Raw genomic sequence first — 15,234 nt, forward strand, 5'->3', positions numbered from 1 at the left:
ATGTTTCTGATGTTACTCTTCAGTATCATCATATTTGTTTTTGCTTTTAACATAGGGTTTCCCCGCTATGCAAATTACAAATTCTCCCTTTAAAGTATTGTTTTCAAAATGTGATTTTATTTCTACCAAAGTACCGCGAACGGTTTCTTCGAACATCTTGGTCAGTTCCCTGCTTACTGATGCCTGTCTGTCGGCCCCTAAATACTGCGCAAACTCCTCTAAAGTTTTTAATAAACGGTGCGGGCTTTCATAAAGTATAATGGTGCGGTCTTCTTCGGCCAACTTTTTAAATTTGGTCTGCCGGCCTTTTTTAACCGGCAGAAAGCCTTCGAAACAGAATGCATCGGCTGGTAGACCTGAGTTAACCAAAGCTGGCACAAAAGCTGTGGCACCTGGTAAACATTCTACTGCGATATCGTTTTTAATTGCTTCGCGCACCAGAAAGAAACCCGGATCGGAAATGGCTGGTGTACCGGCATCAGATATCAGGGCAATTTTTTGTCCTTCATTTAAAAACTTAATGATCTCTGAAGTGGCCTTATGTTCATTGTGCTGATGGTGCGAAAAAACCCTTTTATCGATGCCGAAGTGTTTAAGCATTGGCGCGCTGGTACGGGTATCTTCAGCCAGTATTAAATCACATTCTTTTAATATACGGATTGCCCTAAAGGTCATATCCTCCAAATTGCCTATCGGCGTTGGTACGAGAAATAGTTTGCCATCCATATTTCGGTTAGCAGTTTACAGCTATTGGTTTGCAGTTTTTTCCAAACTCCTTACCCCAAACTCCAAACTCTTGCTATCTTTGCTTAAAAAATTAAATAATGCTGCAAGTTAACTATATCCGCGAAAATAGAGAGAAAGTTTTAGAACGTTTAAGTATCCGTAATTTTAAACAGCCAGAACTGGTAGATGAAATCATCAAAATTGATGAGGACCGCCGTTCTACACAAACTTCCCTGGATAGTATTTCTGCTGAGGCGAATGCAGCTGCCAAACAGATTGGCGATTTAATGCGTACAGGTAAAAAGGAAGAAGCTGAAGCAATTAAGGCACAAACCGCTTCTCATAAAGAAAATATCAAAAACCTGAGCGATAAACTGAATGAGCTGGAAGCAGCGCAGCATCATTTAATCGTTCAGTTACCTAACTTACCTTATCATTTGGTAAAACAGGGATCTACTGCAGAAGAAAACGAGGTGGTGCTCACGCATGGCGAACCTGCTATATTACCAACCAAGGCTTTACCTCACTGGGAATTGGCTGCAAAATATGATATCATCGATTTCGAACTGGGCGTAAAAATTACCGGTGCAGGTTTTCCTGTATACAAGGGAAAAGGCGCAAAGTTACAGCGCGCATTGATCAATTTCTTTTTAGACCATGCTACTGAAGCAGGTTACAAGGAAATGCAGGTACCTCATTTGGTTAATGCGGCCTCAGGCTTTGGCACCGGGCAGTTGCCGGATAAAGAAGGACAGATGTACCATTCAACAGTTGATGATCTGTATTTAATCCCAACCGCCGAAGTTCCGGTAACCAATTTGTACCGCGATGTAATTGTTAAGGAAGAAGATTTGCCGATTAAAAATACAGCCTACACACCTTGTTTCCGTAGAGAAGCAGGTTCATATGGTGCACATGTTCGTGGTTTAAACCGGTTACACCAGTTTGATAAGGTTGAAGTGGTCCAGATTACGCATCCGGATCAATCCTACGAGACTTTGGAAGATATGAGCAAGTACGTTCAGTCTCTTTTGCAGGAATTGGGCTTACATTACCGCGTATTGCGTTTATGTGGTGGCGATATGGGCTTTACTTCTGCCATGACTTACGATATGGAGGTTTGGAGCGCCGCGCAAGAGCGCTGGTTAGAAGTGTCTTCTGTATCGAACTTTGAAACCTATCAGAGTAACCGTTTAAAACTGCGTTTTAAAGGAAAAGAAGGCAAAGCACAACTGGCGCACTCGTTAAATGGTAGTGCATTGGCTTTACCGCGTATTGTAGCTTCTATCTTAGAAAACTACCAAACGGAAAATGGCATTAGAATTCCGGAAGCTTTGGTGAAGTATACCGGGTTTGATATGATTGATTAGTTGGAATAACTAGCGAAGTTTCAAGAGCCTGTGTGGTGTGAACTTCGATAGTTTTGCGCTGGCCGACTTGCGAAGTTCTCTTTCGCGCAGAGCTGGGTAAACTTCACAAGACCGACATAAAAAAAGCTTTGCAGCAATGCAAAGCTTTTTGTTTTTATAGATAGATGAGTTTTTTTGTAATGATTATAAAATCAAGATCAATAATAAAATGATGATGATAATGGCACCAACTGAAAGGTAAACACCTCCAGAAACTGCGCGGGCCTGACCTTTTAACTCTCTTAACTCGCTGCGTAAAGCTTTACGTTCTGCTTTGGTTAAGTTCGATTTGTCCATGTCTCTGATTTCTTCAACACGGGTTTTAATTCTTTCCAGTTTCACTGCTTGTTCTGCAGTTAATTCTGTTGGATTTTTCGCAGGTTTATCAGCTGCCTGAGCTGAATTAAAACTAATGCCTAAAGCAAAAATCAAGGCTAACGTGTAGATGAATTTTTTCATAATATCTAATTTTTTAGTGTTCGACCTCTACCTAACAAAAAACCTACCAAAATGTTCTGGTAGGTTTTAAAAAGCGTCAATTTAACGGTTAGAATTTTTATTTGATCTCGAAAATGGCGTTTACTGTGAAATTCAGCTTGATTTTTTTAAAATCTATTTCTGGTGCTCCAGCAGCATCGGCCATTTCAGCTTTCATTGCGTAATTTCTGTAAACCGGTTGTATTACATTGTCTCCACCATCTTGTATCTCAATTACACCACCTAATTTGTCGCCTAAGGCCTCTACCATATAAGCTGCTTTCTCTTTTGCTGCCAATAAAGCTTTTACTTTAAGCTCTTTTTTTAAGGTTTCGATTTTAGAATAATCGTAGCTTTCGATATTGGTATTGGCAATTCCTTTGGCATCTATCGATTCCAATATAACATTGAATTTGTTTAGATCGCTAACTTTTAAACGGTACTGTTTGCTGGCCAGGAAATCAGGATTTTTCTTTTTCTCTGTAGCATCATTCCAGCTGCTTAAATTGCTGATGGTTAAATTTTCTTTCGCAATGCCTGCTTTTTGTACCGCAGCAAACAATTGTTTTTCCAATTCGGTAATGTCTACTTTTTTCTTTCCATTTAAGTATTCTTTAAGCGAAATGCCGATGTAAATAATATCGGGAGTAACTTCTGTTTCTGCAGTTCCGCTTACATTAATTTTTCTGCGTAAATCTACTTGTTGAGCCATCGCTGACGATAAACCTAAAAATGCAACCAGTGCAAGTGCTATTAACTTTTTCATAATAATGTATTTTCTTTGTGTGTACTGTAATGATGTAAACCCTGCACAAATTCCACACCGAGATTATGATTTTTTTTATTTTTCCACTAAAAAATCAGGATAAACACACATAATGAAACAGTTAAGAAGATTTAAAGAGTTGATAAATTAACCGCGTTTAGCAAGAATTTATCAACTCTTGATAAAGGATAGGAACTATGGTTGAAAAGTGGGCAAATTAGATATTCAGGTAATGGAAAAGTGATGGGCGTTATGACGGATCCCTAATTTCTAATCGTGAATAAATTAATTGTCGGGCTGATTTCTTCTGGGCAGAAGAAAATTATGCGCAAGGTTTTATGCTTAAATAGACGGAATTATAAATGGTTATAAAACCTAGCGCAGCAGAATTTTCTGCAGAATTTTAATCATGTTTTGCAATTAGGAATTGCAAAAAGAATTGAATTGTGGTTGTTTAAACCTTTGATACTTTAACAGCAGTTGGTCCTTTTTGGCCCATTTCTACCTCGAACGTTACTTTATCACCCTCTTTAATCTGAGTGATCAAACCATTTGCATGAACGAAAATACTATCTTGAGTTTCGGTGTTTTTAATAAAGCCGTAACCTTTGCTGTCGTTAAAGAAAGTAACTGTTCCTTTTTTTACAGGATTTTCGTCGATGATATCTTCTTGTCGTGAAATACCGATCTGAATATCTTCAGTGTTGATTACTTTCTTTTTCTTCGGATCTGGTGGGGTAGACGAAATGTTTCCGTTTTCATCAACATAAGCCATCATATCTTCAAGAGCTAAACCTTTTTTGGCATTCGCCTGGCGCTCTTCTTTTTTCTCTTGTTTGTCTTTTTGTTTTTTTAATCGTTTTTTTTCGTTCTCTTTTTTACTGTATGTTGCCTGAGATTTAGCCATATTTTATTTAATTGTTTTGTTTTGAAAGGTGAGTGGAATGGAGAATTATACAAAGATAACAATACTAAAGGATAAATACGATTTATTCGGTTATGCTCTTGTTATTTAGGTAGCGAACTGCACATAATTTAAAGCTGTTTGCCACGGAGACACGGATTTACACCGAATTAAATCTTTTATCAAGCGTGAGTGCTTATCAGGCAACTATTTTTTCTTTGTGATCACACATAATGAAGATGAACACAGATAATTTGATTATTTGGCCGCATATACAGCAGATGAACACAGATCACCGGGGTAAGATTAATGCCTTCTCTGTGGTTTCAGTGCTTCAGTGGTAGATTTTTTTTTTTGTCGCTATCTTTAATTATGCTCTATTCAGCCATTTTGCTTTATCGATCTGGTATACAAAGTTCCACTTTACGGGTTCGCCATAATAGGCTACTTCGATTTCGTTGATTTTAACCGCTCCTAATTTCTCTGAAGCTTTTTGCGACCGGAAGTTGGTTGCGCCAATATGCAGGATTACCTGATCAACAAATTGAAAGGCATAATCGAGCATCAATGTTTTTAGTGCTTTGTTGTGTCCTTTGCCCCAAAAGTCGCGGCCAATAAAGGTATAACCAACAGCAACTGAACTTGCTGCTTCATCTAATTCATAATACCTGGAGCTGCCCACAATTTTATTCGTCTCCTTTTCATAAACGATAAAAGCCCCTTTCGATTCGATTGCACCTTTAAAGAAATTTTCGAAAACTTCTCTTTTGTACCGGTCTTTATTTGGGTGTTGTTCCCAGATCAGCGGATCGGAAGCCACGGTAAATAGTGCTTCAAAATCTTCTTCTTTTAAGGGAACAACTTTAATTAAGTCGTTTTCTAAGGTAGGCTGTAAATCGAAATTCATATGTTTGGATATAAAAACGGCTGGCTATAGGGCCAGCCGTTTATAAATATTTTGGTGAAGGCCCTGAAACAAGTTCAGGGTGACGTTTTTTCCAGGTTAGTTTACTAAACCTTCAATTTCTACTACTTCCTGTGCATCTTTTTGATAATCTACTTTGTCGATTTCAAAACCGAACAAGCTTAAGAAATCAGATCTGTAACCTGGTAAATCGCCAATAGCAGGTAAAGTTTCGGTTGTAGCTTCTTTCCACAGTTCGGCCACTTTAGCCTGAACATCTTCACGCATTTCCCAGTCATCGATTCTGATTCTTCCTTTTTCGTCAACAGGAACCGGATTTCCGGTATATAAACGTTCTGCGTACAAACGCTGGATCTGCTCAATTGTACCTTCGTGGATACCCTCAGCTTTCATTACCTTATACAACAAGGAAATGTATAATGGAATTACCGGAATAGCAGAACTGGCCTGTGTAACCAATGCTTTATTAACCGATACATAGGCTTTGCCATTAATATCTTTTAATTTATCGGCTATTGTAAAGGCAGTTGCTTCTAAATCGTCTTTAGCTCTGCCTATGGTTCCTTTACGGTATACCGGCTCTGTTAAAGCTGGGCCGATGTACGAATAGGCTACTGTTGTTGCACCATCGGCAAGCAGGTTTTCAGCCTTAAGGGCATCAATCCACATCGCCCAGTCTTCGCCGCCCATTACGGCTACAGTATTCGCAATATCTTCTTCCGTAGCAGGCTCGATAGAAATTTCGGTTACATTACCCGTATGGAAATCGACGGTTTTATTGGTATAAGTTGCGCCGATTGGTTTTAAGGTAGAACGGTGTAATACTTCGGTATCAGGGTGTTTTCTTACCGGAGAGGCTAAGCTATAGATCACCAGGTCAACCTGACCTAAATCGGCCTTTATGGTGGCCAGGGTTTTCTCTTTAATCTCTTTAGAGAAGGCATCGCCATTAATGCTTTTTGCATATAAACCAGCTGCATGGGCTTCTTTTTCAAAAGCTGCACTGTTATACCAGCCTGGTGATGCAGTTTTACCTTCTGAAGGTGCCTTTTCGAAAAATACGCCAATTGTAGCAGCTCCAGACCCATAAGCAGCGGCAATACGCGATGCTAAACCGAAACCGGTTGAAGCACCAATCACCAATACTTTTTTAGGACCATCTATAGCTCCTTTAGATTTTACATATTCAATTTGATTCTTTACGTTTTGTGCGCAACCATCAGGGTGTGCAGTTAAACAGATAAAGCCCCTCATTCTAGGTTCGATAATCATCTTATTCTTTTGATTTTACGTTTTGTAATGTTTAAAAATTAAAAAGTTTTTAAGAATTTCTGATTCTTAAAACGGTCAAATCTTTAACGAAGATAAATTTTTAATTGCTTAAGACTAAATGAATTTTAAATAATAAGCTTTTTACAGGTGGTTTAATTCGTTTTAGACCTAAATTCGATATTTAGGATATTATCTCTTTTCATATCGGTATCCAGATAAACTGTCCGGGTTTTATCGCCATAGTAAATGCAAAGTACGGCTGTATTTGGCGGAACGCTTCCTAAATTATCTGCCCGAAACAATAAAGTATTTTTGCCTGGCTGCAATGTTAGATAAAACCGCCTGGATGTTTTTTTAACTGCAATTTTTTGATGGACCCATTCGTCATTAAGTTTTAAAGATACACTATCTCCATCTTCTACCTGGCCGTCCCAAATTTCAAGTTCTATTTGCTTGTTTTCAACTTGCATATTTGCAATAACCTCGGTATTTCTGTCTATGGGTTTTTCCGGAGCAATTTTTTTCTTTTGTATGTCAACCGGCTTATTGCTTATAGATTGATTATCAGATAACGAAGGTTTTGAATATGTGCTGTAAAACTTAGCCACCAGAAAAGTTGCAAAAGCGTTTGAGCGGTTCGAAAAATCAAAACTGTACATGTTTTCGCTGGTTTTAACAATTAAATTTCCGGTATTTGGCGGCCTGCTGCCGTAGTTATCTGCAAAAAGCGCAAGCGTATTCATCCCTGTATCCAAATGTAGCCTATGGCTAAATTTTTTCTCATCAATGGTATGTTTGTTTAAAACCATCCTGCCATTTTGAATCAGTGTTATGGTGTCTGCATCTATAAGCTCCTCATCCTGTATGGCCAGGGTAACCACGCTATCTTTTGTAGTAATTGGATCGTAAATACCATAATAAATATCATTCTTTCCGGTAGGGGCCACTATTCTGGAAATATGAGGATCTGTCCATGGCGTTGAATTTGTTTTGATTAAGGTAATCTTTTCACGGTACAAAAGATCCCTCATATTTACTTTTGAGCTTTCGTAAATTTCATCACCCTCATCTAAACCCCTCATAAAAAGGCCAAAGTTATCGATCCACATCCGTTGTAAACTCAATTGTGACTGTCCGGTTTTGGATTTACTCAGTGTAAGTACGCCATTTAGGTAGGGCATCCACTGTTTAATTTTGAAGGGGGTTTCTATTATCGGGTACTTGTTTCGGCCAATGCCCAGTTGGGTGCTGTTTTTTTGAACAAGCAAGAGCTCATAACTAAATATAAAATCACCAGTTGTAATTTTTAAGTTGGCCGGATACAGCATCTTTTCAGTCGCCTTGCCAATACTCATTTGCATATTAATTGGTATAGCCGAGGGATAAGGACGATACTTAAAATTCCAGGTACCCACAAAGTTCTGAGCTTTTGCTCCGGTCAAAATCATGAGGAACAAAATTCCTAACAGAAAACGCATATGATTTTTAATGAAATAAACCTTAAAGATAAAAGTATAAGCTCTTTTTTGAGGATTAATTTAAAGTTAAATGATCTGCTTTGTCCATTTTCTTTTAATTTAGCGGCACACAGATAAAACCGGTTTATCTTTTTTATGAAAAAAATACTATTCTCTGCCCTGATGCTGATCGTCATGGCTGCTGGAAAGCTTTATGCGCAAACCCAACACCAGAACTCGGGTTGGTTTATGTTTTTAAACAATACGAAGTTTAACGATAAATGGGGACTGCAGTTCGATGTTCAGCTCCGTTCGGGTGATGATTGGGGCTATGTGAGGAATACTTTGGTGCGGCCAGCGCTACAATATTTTATTAACGACAAAAATAACGTAGCCTTAGGGTATTTGTGGCAAACTACGGATATGCATCAGATAGGAAGCAGCCAGAATCTGTTTCACGAACACCGCATTTTTGAGCAGTATATTTATACCCATAAAATAAAATCGGTCTTTGCCAGTCATAGGTTCAGGGTAGAGCAGCGTTTTATTGGCCGTTCGGGAGAAGATGTGTTTTCGCAGCGTTTCCGTTATTTTGTAAGGTTGATCCAGCCTTTGCAGAAAACCCAACCAACCTTTACCAAAGGGCCGTTTGTGGCCTTACAGAATGAGGTGTTTTTAAATCTTCAGAATAAAGACAAGATTAACAATAGCGTTTTCGACCAGAACAGGTTGTACCTCGCAGCAGGTTACCGTTTTTCGAAACAGTTTGATCTGGAAGCAGGGTATATGAACCAGGCCAGCAAAGGGCTAACGAATAACACCGTAAATAACATTATCCAACTGGCAGTTTATACCAGGTTTTAATGTTTTAAAGTCATTTTTTGTATTACAACTCTTGCAAAATGTTAAAGCTGTTGTAATTGACTGGTCTTTTTGCTCAATTTGCCGCGTGAAAAGATTTACCATTCTATTTTTAGCACTCTTGTTCGGCAAGCGGATGCAAGCACAAGAGATTCAAACGTCTTCAGCTGATCATACGCCAACTTCGAAAAGTTTATTCAATCCGGAGCATAAACGGAATTTTTCGCGCAAGGGCGATTTCTTTTTCCATTGGGGCTATAACAGTTCGTGGTATGGTAAAAGTGATATCAGGTTTCAGGGACCTAATTACGATTTTACCCTGAAAGATGTTGTTGCACACGACAGACAATCGAAATTGAGCTGGGCTTATTTAAATCCTGGCCTGATTACCGTACCGCAATACAATATCCGTGCAGGTTATTTTATCAAAGATAATTACAGTATTTCCATCGGTTGGGACCACATGAAATATGTGATGGACATTCCACAAACCGTAGCGATCACCGGCCACATCGGGCCAAATATTTCGCCAACCAATACCCCTACAGGTAATTTGGCAGGCGATTATAACGGACAAAATATTAATGTTAAGGAGAGCATGTTAACCTATGAGCATACCGACGGTTTTAACTATGCCAATATCGAAATTGAACGTTATGATGATATCTGGGTAGCACCGGGAGGCAATACTTCTTTAACTTTAGAAACCGGTTTAGGCGGTGGATTAATGGTGCCGCGTTCTGATGTCCGTTTATTCGGACAGGGCAGGAATAATCACTTCAGTATTTCGGGCTACGGTGTTTCTGCTAAAGTTGGTCTTAAGTTTTATGTTTGGAAAAACGTTTATTTACAGAATACCACTAAGTTTGGAGCCACCAATTTAACCAATGTACATACCACAGGCTGGGATGAATACGACCACGCCAGTCAGAAGATTAATTACATTGAAAATATGTGGCTGATCGGGGTTCAGTTTTAACAAAACAAAAAAGGAGGCTTAAGCCTCCTTTTTTGTTTTGTTGCCAAGCACTTCTTCCTTTTTCTCTTTAATGGCCTCAGTGATTTCCAAGAGCTGTTTGAAAGGAAGATCGGCAATGAGGTTGCTGATGCTTTCTTTCGTTTCTTTCTAAGTTTATGTATAGGATGCGTATCTGGAAATGTTTCATTTTTAGCGGCGTACCATATAAAGAGATCACTGGGTTCGCAGATTAAAAGTTTACACAATTTCTCGATATGGTCCAATCTCAGGGATCTGCTTTTTCCATGTAAAAGAAAGTGCGTGGAATGTGCGCTGAAACCTGCATTAACCAGGTATGTAGAGGGTCTTTCGATACCTCTAGCAACAAATATAGGCCCAAGGTTTAAATATAACATATTGTAAAATCTATTATTGATAAAAAAACTGTTCAATTTATCGGGATGATTTAAACAATATGTGCTGTGGTAACAGAAACCACTCCACCAGATTGAGTGATATAAATATAATTTAAAAAAAGATAAAGTAAAAAAGCAATGTTATACATGCGCCTGGGAAGAATTAAGCTTCGGTTGAAAGATTCGATGTATACTTTGCCATTTTCATAAAAGCAGTTAGAAGATTACAACATGATTATTAAAAAATGTAAAATGAAGTTGTGAAATTCTAAATGTACTTAGCAATATTCATAAATGCAGTAGTAAGATTTTAAATATACTTTGAAATATTCGCAAATACAGTTGCAAGGTTCTAAATATACTTTGAATTATTCGTAAACGCAGTTGTAAGATTTTAAATATGCTTTGAAACATTCGAAAACACAGTTACAATATTTATCATTGCGATCTCAACAAAGTTAAATGCGGTTACAATATTTAAAATGTACTTCGCAATTTACATAAACGCAATTGTAAGATTCTGTATTGTTTTTTAAAAAAAGTTAAACGTAATTGTAAAAAGATAGATGAAAACTGTTAAAAGGTAAATGAATTTTAGGTGGAATGTAATTTGACTGATGAAATTATTTCGCAGATTAGCGAAATCTAAAAGAGACACCAAAAAAAGTTCACCCGGATTTAAAATAAACAGATAATTTTTGTTCCGTTTAAAAGCAGGTACGGCATCGCAAATTCGAGCTGTTTAATTGGTAGGTATTCATCTCCTATATGTGTTGAGTAGGCTCAGTAGATATTTTTTTCTTATATACCCGTTTCTTCCTTAATTTTTTTGCAACAGGCTTTTCAATTGTAAATCTAAAAATAAGACCTAATATAAAGCCGCTGGTTAGACCGCCAATATGAGCTGCATTATCAATTCCACCAGTTAAACCAAGAAATAAGTTATATCCAATAAAGATTAATGTGCCAATTAAAAAGGCCTTGGTAAAGCTTTCATCATAAAATTTAGAAATCAAATGGGCCAAGAATATCCCGCATAAACCAAAAATAGCACCAGAGGCACCAACGCTAACTGTTGATTGATTCCATAATATACTCGCAATACTACCCACTTTCCCGGTAAATAAATAGGAAAGGAGAAATCTAATTTTGCCCAATTGCATTTCGAGTATAAAACCTAATAGTATAAGGCCAATCATATTGGAAAAGATGTGCATGATCCCTCCATGCAAGAATGTATTTGTGAGCAACCTCCACCACTCACCATCTCTTACGAGCGGACCAAAATTTGCACCCCAGATTAATAAATCCGGTGCCCTAAAATTTATAAAGCCCAGGCCACTTATTACCATTGTTAAAAAGAGCACAATGTTTATAAACATTAAAACAGGTGTAATATAGAAGCCGTTTCTTGGTTTTATTACCTGTAGAAATGAAATCAGATCATTGTTTTTTATTGGGATTCCATCTTCAAATCTCTTGAGTGCCTGACGATCAATTTTGGGTATTAGCACCATGATAAGCCAAACAAAAGCCGAAATGGCAAACGATATAAAAATCCAATCTGACTGGTTGCCTAGCCTGTCCTCGAAAGGTTCTTTTTGAGCAATAAGAACAGGTGCTTTACTACGGTCGTATTTTAAGCAATGGAGTATCGCATCTTTGTAACCATCTCCATCTTCACTATTTCCAACTCTTTCCAGGTATCTGAAATCGTCAAAACTATTGTTCTCAATTTCGTACTTACAAATGGATGCAAGTGAGTTGTAGTTATCTTCTTTTTCCCTTGCCGAAAGCCGATTGCTTACAGTTCTAAAATATTTAACCCCCAGAAATGCTTTACATGGTATGTTTTTTATTCCGTTATCAATAATTGGTAAAATCACATAAATGTTGATGTTGAAATTCTCGTTGTTCTTCCCGCTAACATCAAAAAAGGTGTTGAGGCCAATATTATCTTTATCAACGGCAAACTTGGTAAGGCTGTAATATTTTGATGCCTCGTGCTGATCGATTTCGTTTATACTGTACAACTGGGTAAGTTTTCCGACTGCTTTTGGTAAATATTTTTGCGCAATTATATTTGGAACAGCCAGACCAAGCAATAGAATATAGTAATAAAGCCAAGGTAGATTGTCTTTTTTTGTTTTTAAGTTTAGAATCCGTATTCTCGGTCTGAAGAAGAAAAAAATAAAAATAACAGGCAAAAGGAATGGTATAACAAACTCAATAATATTTTCTTTGAGGGGAATAAAATCTAATTTAATGATTAAGAGCCAATTGAGGAAAGTATAAACCACACATATTGATATCGAAATCAACAGGAATGGGATAAAAAGTATGTTTAGTTTTTTTACAGTTATATCGCGCGACATTTATATGGACTGAGGGCATTAATTTTCTCAATTATAGAATAAATCTTTCAATTTTGATAACAGTTAATTCCGGATATTGAGATAAAATTAGTCTGGGATTCCTTTCCTGATTTCTGTCAGATAATTTTTTACCGCAGCTTCTGCTTTTTCATTCTGTTTAATGTTATCGGTATACAATTCAATTCTTAATTTTTTATAAACCTCAACCGCATTTTCCAAGGAAGCGATTAGCGATGTTTTATCATACTGGGCGATGGTGCTTTTAAGAAGGTTAAAGTCTTCAACAGGGAGTTGTATTTCTACTTTGCGTACACCGCGCGGCAGCTTGTTGTTTTTGATGTGCAGCAAAGGACCAAATACCACCATTCTTAAAAAGCCTAAAAAATCTAAAGCTTCCAGGTATTCGCCCCGGCCGATTTTTAAAAGGGCATAATGTACCCAGGTCCAAAATCGGTCTTCGATCCATTGATAGTCGGGGTAAGGGAATCTGGCTTCGGTTTGTTCGATGATTTTCTGTAGTTGCTGACCTTTGTCGATTAATAATATTGGGTTTTCTACCCTTTGGGCAAACTCATCAATGGTTAAAAACTTGATGTCAACATGTAGTAATGGATTATTGTAAAGGCAGATCAATAACCTGGGCTCGCCCACGTGTTCGCCTGTAAAGGCAGAAATCATTTCGCCAAGGCTGTTGGCGTATCGAAGCATTTCTGATTGATCGGCTGATATCTTTTCTTTGGTCACCAGAATGAGATCGAGATCTGAAAATTCGTCGATCTCATTACTCAGCCATGAACCGCCAACAGCCAGGCCGATAACAGATTCATCGGTTTTTAATATTTCGGTTGCCTTTTTAGCAAAGAGTTGTGGTATCATGGGTGATTTGATTGCCTTTTATCAAATTTACATTTAAGTGTAATGATTACAAATGAAGAAATTAGGGCTAGTAAGGTGTCAAAAAGTAAGTTAATGGGTTTAAAGCTAAAGTTTTGATAACAATTATCGCACTTTCCAGAAAAAGCATCGTAGAAGGTAAAAGGAAAACCATATTGATCAAAACCATCGGATGCAGCTTGCAGCTTTAATGTTGCCAAAGTAGAAATGACCAGTAACAGGAGGGTTAGGTATAGGATTGCTTTTATGGTTTTCATTTTATCAGCGCCTTATTTTTCAAAAAGATTGCTTCACTCTTGCTCAGTCCCATGCTTCTGTCCGCAATGACGGATTCAATTAAACATCCAACAGCCTTCGGTGGTAATTGATCTGACCAAGATGATAGGTTAAATGCGTGGTGAGGTGGACCAGAAAGAATTCGGTTGAGGTTTTTTCCTGGAATACCAATAGCGGGTATTCGTTTTCGAGCTGTTCAGCGGTGATTTTATCGAGCGTTTCGCTAATGATAGAGGTGGTTTCCTCAATCATTTTGATGAGTTGCTGCTTCGGGATATCTTTTAAAGAAAACTCCAGTTCGCGGTTGCGGATGTAGTTGCTGCCACCCAAAGTCGCGCCAATGTAAGTGTTCAGGTTTCCGATGAGGTGCAGGCAAAGATTACCTGCGGAGTTTGCGATTTCCCTGTCTATCATCCATAAGTTCGATTCGGTTTTATACGCTTCGATTTCGGATTTAAGTTTATTTAAATCCCGATGGAAAAGTTTTTTTAAGGTTTCGGTAAGCATAGGCGGATGTTAGGAAGTTAATTTTTTAGCTGCCTGGGACAAGATTTCTTTCCCTGCTTTACTGATCACCAATAATGCAGGCGGCGAATTTTTCTCTCCCACTACCGTAATGAAACAGGTATAGGTATAATCGCCACTTTTAAATTGGTAGTTGTGGTTTCCGCCGCTGCCATCAGGCGTCCACTTGCCCTTGGTGATCACCAAGGAGGGTTTATCGCTCATTTTACTTTTTATTGGCCAGGAGGCGTAACGGTAATTGTTGTTGCCCAAATCATCGATCCTGACCCTGTATTGAGCGGTTTCGAAAACCAGTACGGGTTGTGTAAAGCTACTGATTGATGGATGCAGTTTGCTTTTATCAGTATTAATGAGCCTGGCCTGCTCTTTGGCTTCGAGCCTGGATTGATGGTTCACTGAAATGACTTTGCCATCGGTATCCAGCCAGAGTTCGCCGTTTAAAAGCATAATGCCCCGCCAACCTACATCACTCCAGTCTTTTGATGCTTTAGAACCAATAATCTTTTTGGTGAATTCGTCATCAAAAACCTCCTTATACCTTTTTATAAATTCCTGTTTGTTTTTAATCGGCGGGATCGGGTAGGTCCGGTTTAAAGGGTATTTGATTTTGTTGCTCAGTTTTTCTACTGAACCATTTTTAACGGATGTAATAAAAGAATTTACAACGGGCAGATATTTTTTATCGAGCGTTTGGCTGTAAACTGAGCCGATATGGAATAGTAAAAGGATTGTTAATAATCGTTTTTTCATGGTAGGTTGATGTTGGTAAGCGAAGATAATTTTTTTTAAGCTGAATATCGATCCTCATCTGGTGTTTCAGTCTATTAAGATGCTTTTTTTTAGGAGCGCAGCGCTTGTGCATCACTATAGGTTTCCTCCCGTTTTACGCTTGTACGCTTCGCTTCCTCGTGCCTCGTTGCTGCAGGGTACCGCTTCAACCGCCCGCCCAATGTCGTTAAGTTAAGCTATATCCCTCTGTACATTAAAGGCTTC

At 38.2% G+C, this 15,234-nt stretch carries 15 protein-coding genes; 3 read left to right on the top strand and 12 right to left on the bottom strand.

The genetic code is table 11. The features are described 5' to 3' along the window. Positions 1–12: 12 nt before the first annotated feature. Positions 13–726, bottom strand: coding sequence for a 16S rRNA (cytidine(1402)-2'-O)-methyltransferase (rsmI, locus tag AC04Q1_RS24175; RefSeq protein ID WP_478367122.1), 714 nt, complete (start codon positions 724–726; stop codon positions 13–15). Positions 727–824: 98 nt separating this feature from the next. On the opposite strand from rsmI, the gene serS reads away from it, so the two are divergent. Continuing rightward, positions 825–2,096: a serine--tRNA ligase gene (gene serS, locus AC04Q1_RS24180; RefSeq protein WP_478367123.1), complete on the top strand. Its 1,272-nt coding sequence runs from the start codon at positions 825–827 to the stop codon at positions 2,094–2,096. Positions 2,097–2,279: 183 nt separating this feature from the next. Here serS and AC04Q1_RS24185 read toward each other — a convergent pair whose 3' ends face one another. The 6 genes from AC04Q1_RS24185 to AC04Q1_RS24210 form a co-directional block, all read right to left on the bottom strand. Next, positions 2,280–2,594: a hypothetical protein gene (locus AC04Q1_RS24185; RefSeq protein ID WP_478367124.1), complete on the bottom strand. Its 315-nt coding sequence runs from the start codon at positions 2,592–2,594 to the stop codon at positions 2,280–2,282. 97 nt (positions 2,595–2,691) lie between these two features. Then, entirely contained in the window at positions 2,692–3,378 is a 687-nt protein-coding gene (locus AC04Q1_RS24190; RefSeq protein ID WP_478367125.1) for an SIMPL domain-containing protein, read from the bottom strand. 454 nt (positions 3,379–3,832) lie between these two features. After that, a complete protein-coding gene (locus AC04Q1_RS24195; protein WP_029277369.1) occupies positions 3,833–4,285 on the bottom strand; it encodes a cold-shock protein in 453 nt (150 codons plus the stop codon). A 367-nt stretch (positions 4,286–4,652) separates the two neighbouring features. Then, positions 4,653–5,189 (bottom strand): GNAT family N-acetyltransferase, encoded by a 537-nt coding sequence (locus tag AC04Q1_RS24200; protein ID WP_478367126.1) that lies wholly within the window; start codon positions 5,187–5,189, stop codon positions 4,653–4,655. 96 nt (positions 5,190–5,285) lie between these two features. Further along, entirely contained in the window at positions 5,286–6,479 is a 1,194-nt protein-coding gene (fabV, locus tag AC04Q1_RS24205; protein WP_478367127.1) for an enoyl-ACP reductase FabV, read from the bottom strand. Between the two features lie 152 nt (positions 6,480–6,631). Beyond that, the gene (locus AC04Q1_RS24210) at positions 6,632–7,957 is read right to left on the bottom strand and encodes a hypothetical protein (RefSeq protein ID WP_478367128.1); all 1,326 of its coding nucleotides are present in this window, start codon (positions 7,955–7,957) and stop codon (positions 6,632–6,634) included. 135 nt (positions 7,958–8,092) lie between these two features. On the opposite strand from AC04Q1_RS24210, the gene AC04Q1_RS24215 reads away from it, so the two are divergent. Both AC04Q1_RS24215 and AC04Q1_RS24220 read left to right on the top strand, forming a co-directional pair. Then, positions 8,093–8,800 (top strand): DUF2490 domain-containing protein, encoded by a 708-nt coding sequence (locus AC04Q1_RS24215; RefSeq protein WP_478367129.1) that lies wholly within the window; start codon positions 8,093–8,095, stop codon positions 8,798–8,800. An 85-nt stretch (positions 8,801–8,885) separates the two neighbouring features. Continuing rightward, positions 8,886–9,776, top strand: coding sequence for a hypothetical protein (locus AC04Q1_RS24220; RefSeq protein WP_478367130.1), 891 nt, complete (start codon positions 8,886–8,888; stop codon positions 9,774–9,776). Here the strand turns inward: AC04Q1_RS24220 and AC04Q1_RS24225 are convergent. The 5 genes from AC04Q1_RS24225 to AC04Q1_RS24245 form a co-directional block, all read right to left on the bottom strand. Beyond that, positions 9,773–10,171, bottom strand: coding sequence for a helix-turn-helix domain-containing protein (locus AC04Q1_RS24225; RefSeq protein ID WP_478367131.1), 399 nt, complete (start codon positions 10,169–10,171; stop codon positions 9,773–9,775). The genes AC04Q1_RS24220 and AC04Q1_RS24225 overlap by 4 nt on opposite strands. A 764-nt stretch (positions 10,172–10,935) precedes the next feature. Further along, positions 10,936–12,471: a rhomboid family intramembrane serine protease gene (locus AC04Q1_RS24230; protein ID WP_478367132.1), complete on the bottom strand. Its 1,536-nt coding sequence runs from the start codon at positions 12,469–12,471 to the stop codon at positions 10,936–10,938. Between the two features lie 162 nt (positions 12,472–12,633). Continuing rightward, positions 12,634–13,422, bottom strand: a complete 789-nt coding sequence (locus tag AC04Q1_RS24235) for a hypothetical protein (protein ID WP_478367133.1) — start codon at positions 13,420–13,422, stop codon at positions 12,634–12,636. Between the two features lie 354 nt (positions 13,423–13,776). Next, positions 13,777–14,223 (bottom strand): DinB family protein, encoded by a 447-nt coding sequence (locus AC04Q1_RS24240; protein ID WP_478367134.1) that lies wholly within the window; start codon positions 14,221–14,223, stop codon positions 13,777–13,779. Positions 14,224–14,232: 9 nt separating this feature from the next. Further along, entirely contained in the window at positions 14,233–14,991 is a 759-nt protein-coding gene (locus AC04Q1_RS24245; RefSeq protein WP_478367135.1) for a hypothetical protein, read from the bottom strand. Positions 14,992–15,234 lie beyond the last annotated feature (243 nt).

Source organism: Pedobacter humicola, assembly GCF_056490705.1.

What these genes read in the sequence shown, in the direction of transcription:
- AC04Q1_RS24190 (WP_478367125.1), bottom strand. Translation starts at nt 3,378, where the DNA reads ATGAAAAAGTTAATAGCACTTGCACTGGTTGCATTTTTAGGTTTATCG.
- AC04Q1_RS24225 (WP_478367131.1), bottom strand. Translation starts at nt 10,171, where the DNA reads ATGTTATATTTAAACCTTGGGCCTATATTTGTTGCTAGAGGTATCGAA.
- AC04Q1_RS24235 (WP_478367133.1), bottom strand. Translation starts at nt 13,422, where the DNA reads ATGATACCACAACTCTTTGCTAAAAAGGCAACCGAAATATTAAAAACC.
- fabV (WP_478367127.1), bottom strand. Translation starts at nt 6,479, where the DNA reads ATGATTATCGAACCTAGAATGAGGGGCTTTATCTGTTTAACTGCACAC.
- AC04Q1_RS24210 (WP_478367128.1), bottom strand. Translation starts at nt 7,957, where the DNA reads ATGCGTTTTCTGTTAGGAATTTTGTTCCTCATGATTTTGACCGGAGCA.
- rsmI (WP_478367122.1), bottom strand. Translation starts at nt 726, where the DNA reads ATGGATGGCAAACTATTTCTCGTACCAACGCCGATAGGCAATTTGGAG.
- AC04Q1_RS24245 (WP_478367135.1), bottom strand. Translation starts at nt 14,991, where the DNA reads ATGAAAAAACGATTATTAACAATCCTTTTACTATTCCATATCGGCTCA.
- AC04Q1_RS24215 (WP_478367129.1), top strand. Translation starts at nt 8,093, where the DNA reads ATGAAAAAAATACTATTCTCTGCCCTGATGCTGATCGTCATGGCTGCT.
- AC04Q1_RS24240 (WP_478367134.1), bottom strand. Translation starts at nt 14,223, where the DNA reads ATGCTTACCGAAACCTTAAAAAAACTTTTCCATCGGGATTTAAATAAA.
- AC04Q1_RS24185 (WP_478367124.1), bottom strand. Translation starts at nt 2,594, where the DNA reads ATGAAAAAATTCATCTACACGTTAGCCTTGATTTTTGCTTTAGGCATT.
- serS (WP_478367123.1), top strand. Translation starts at nt 825, where the DNA reads ATGCTGCAAGTTAACTATATCCGCGAAAATAGAGAGAAAGTTTTAGAA.
- AC04Q1_RS24195 (WP_029277369.1), bottom strand. Translation starts at nt 4,285, where the DNA reads ATGGCTAAATCTCAGGCAACATACAGTAAAAAAGAGAACGAAAAAAAA.
- AC04Q1_RS24200 (WP_478367126.1), bottom strand. Translation starts at nt 5,189, where the DNA reads ATGAATTTCGATTTACAGCCTACCTTAGAAAACGACTTAATTAAAGTT.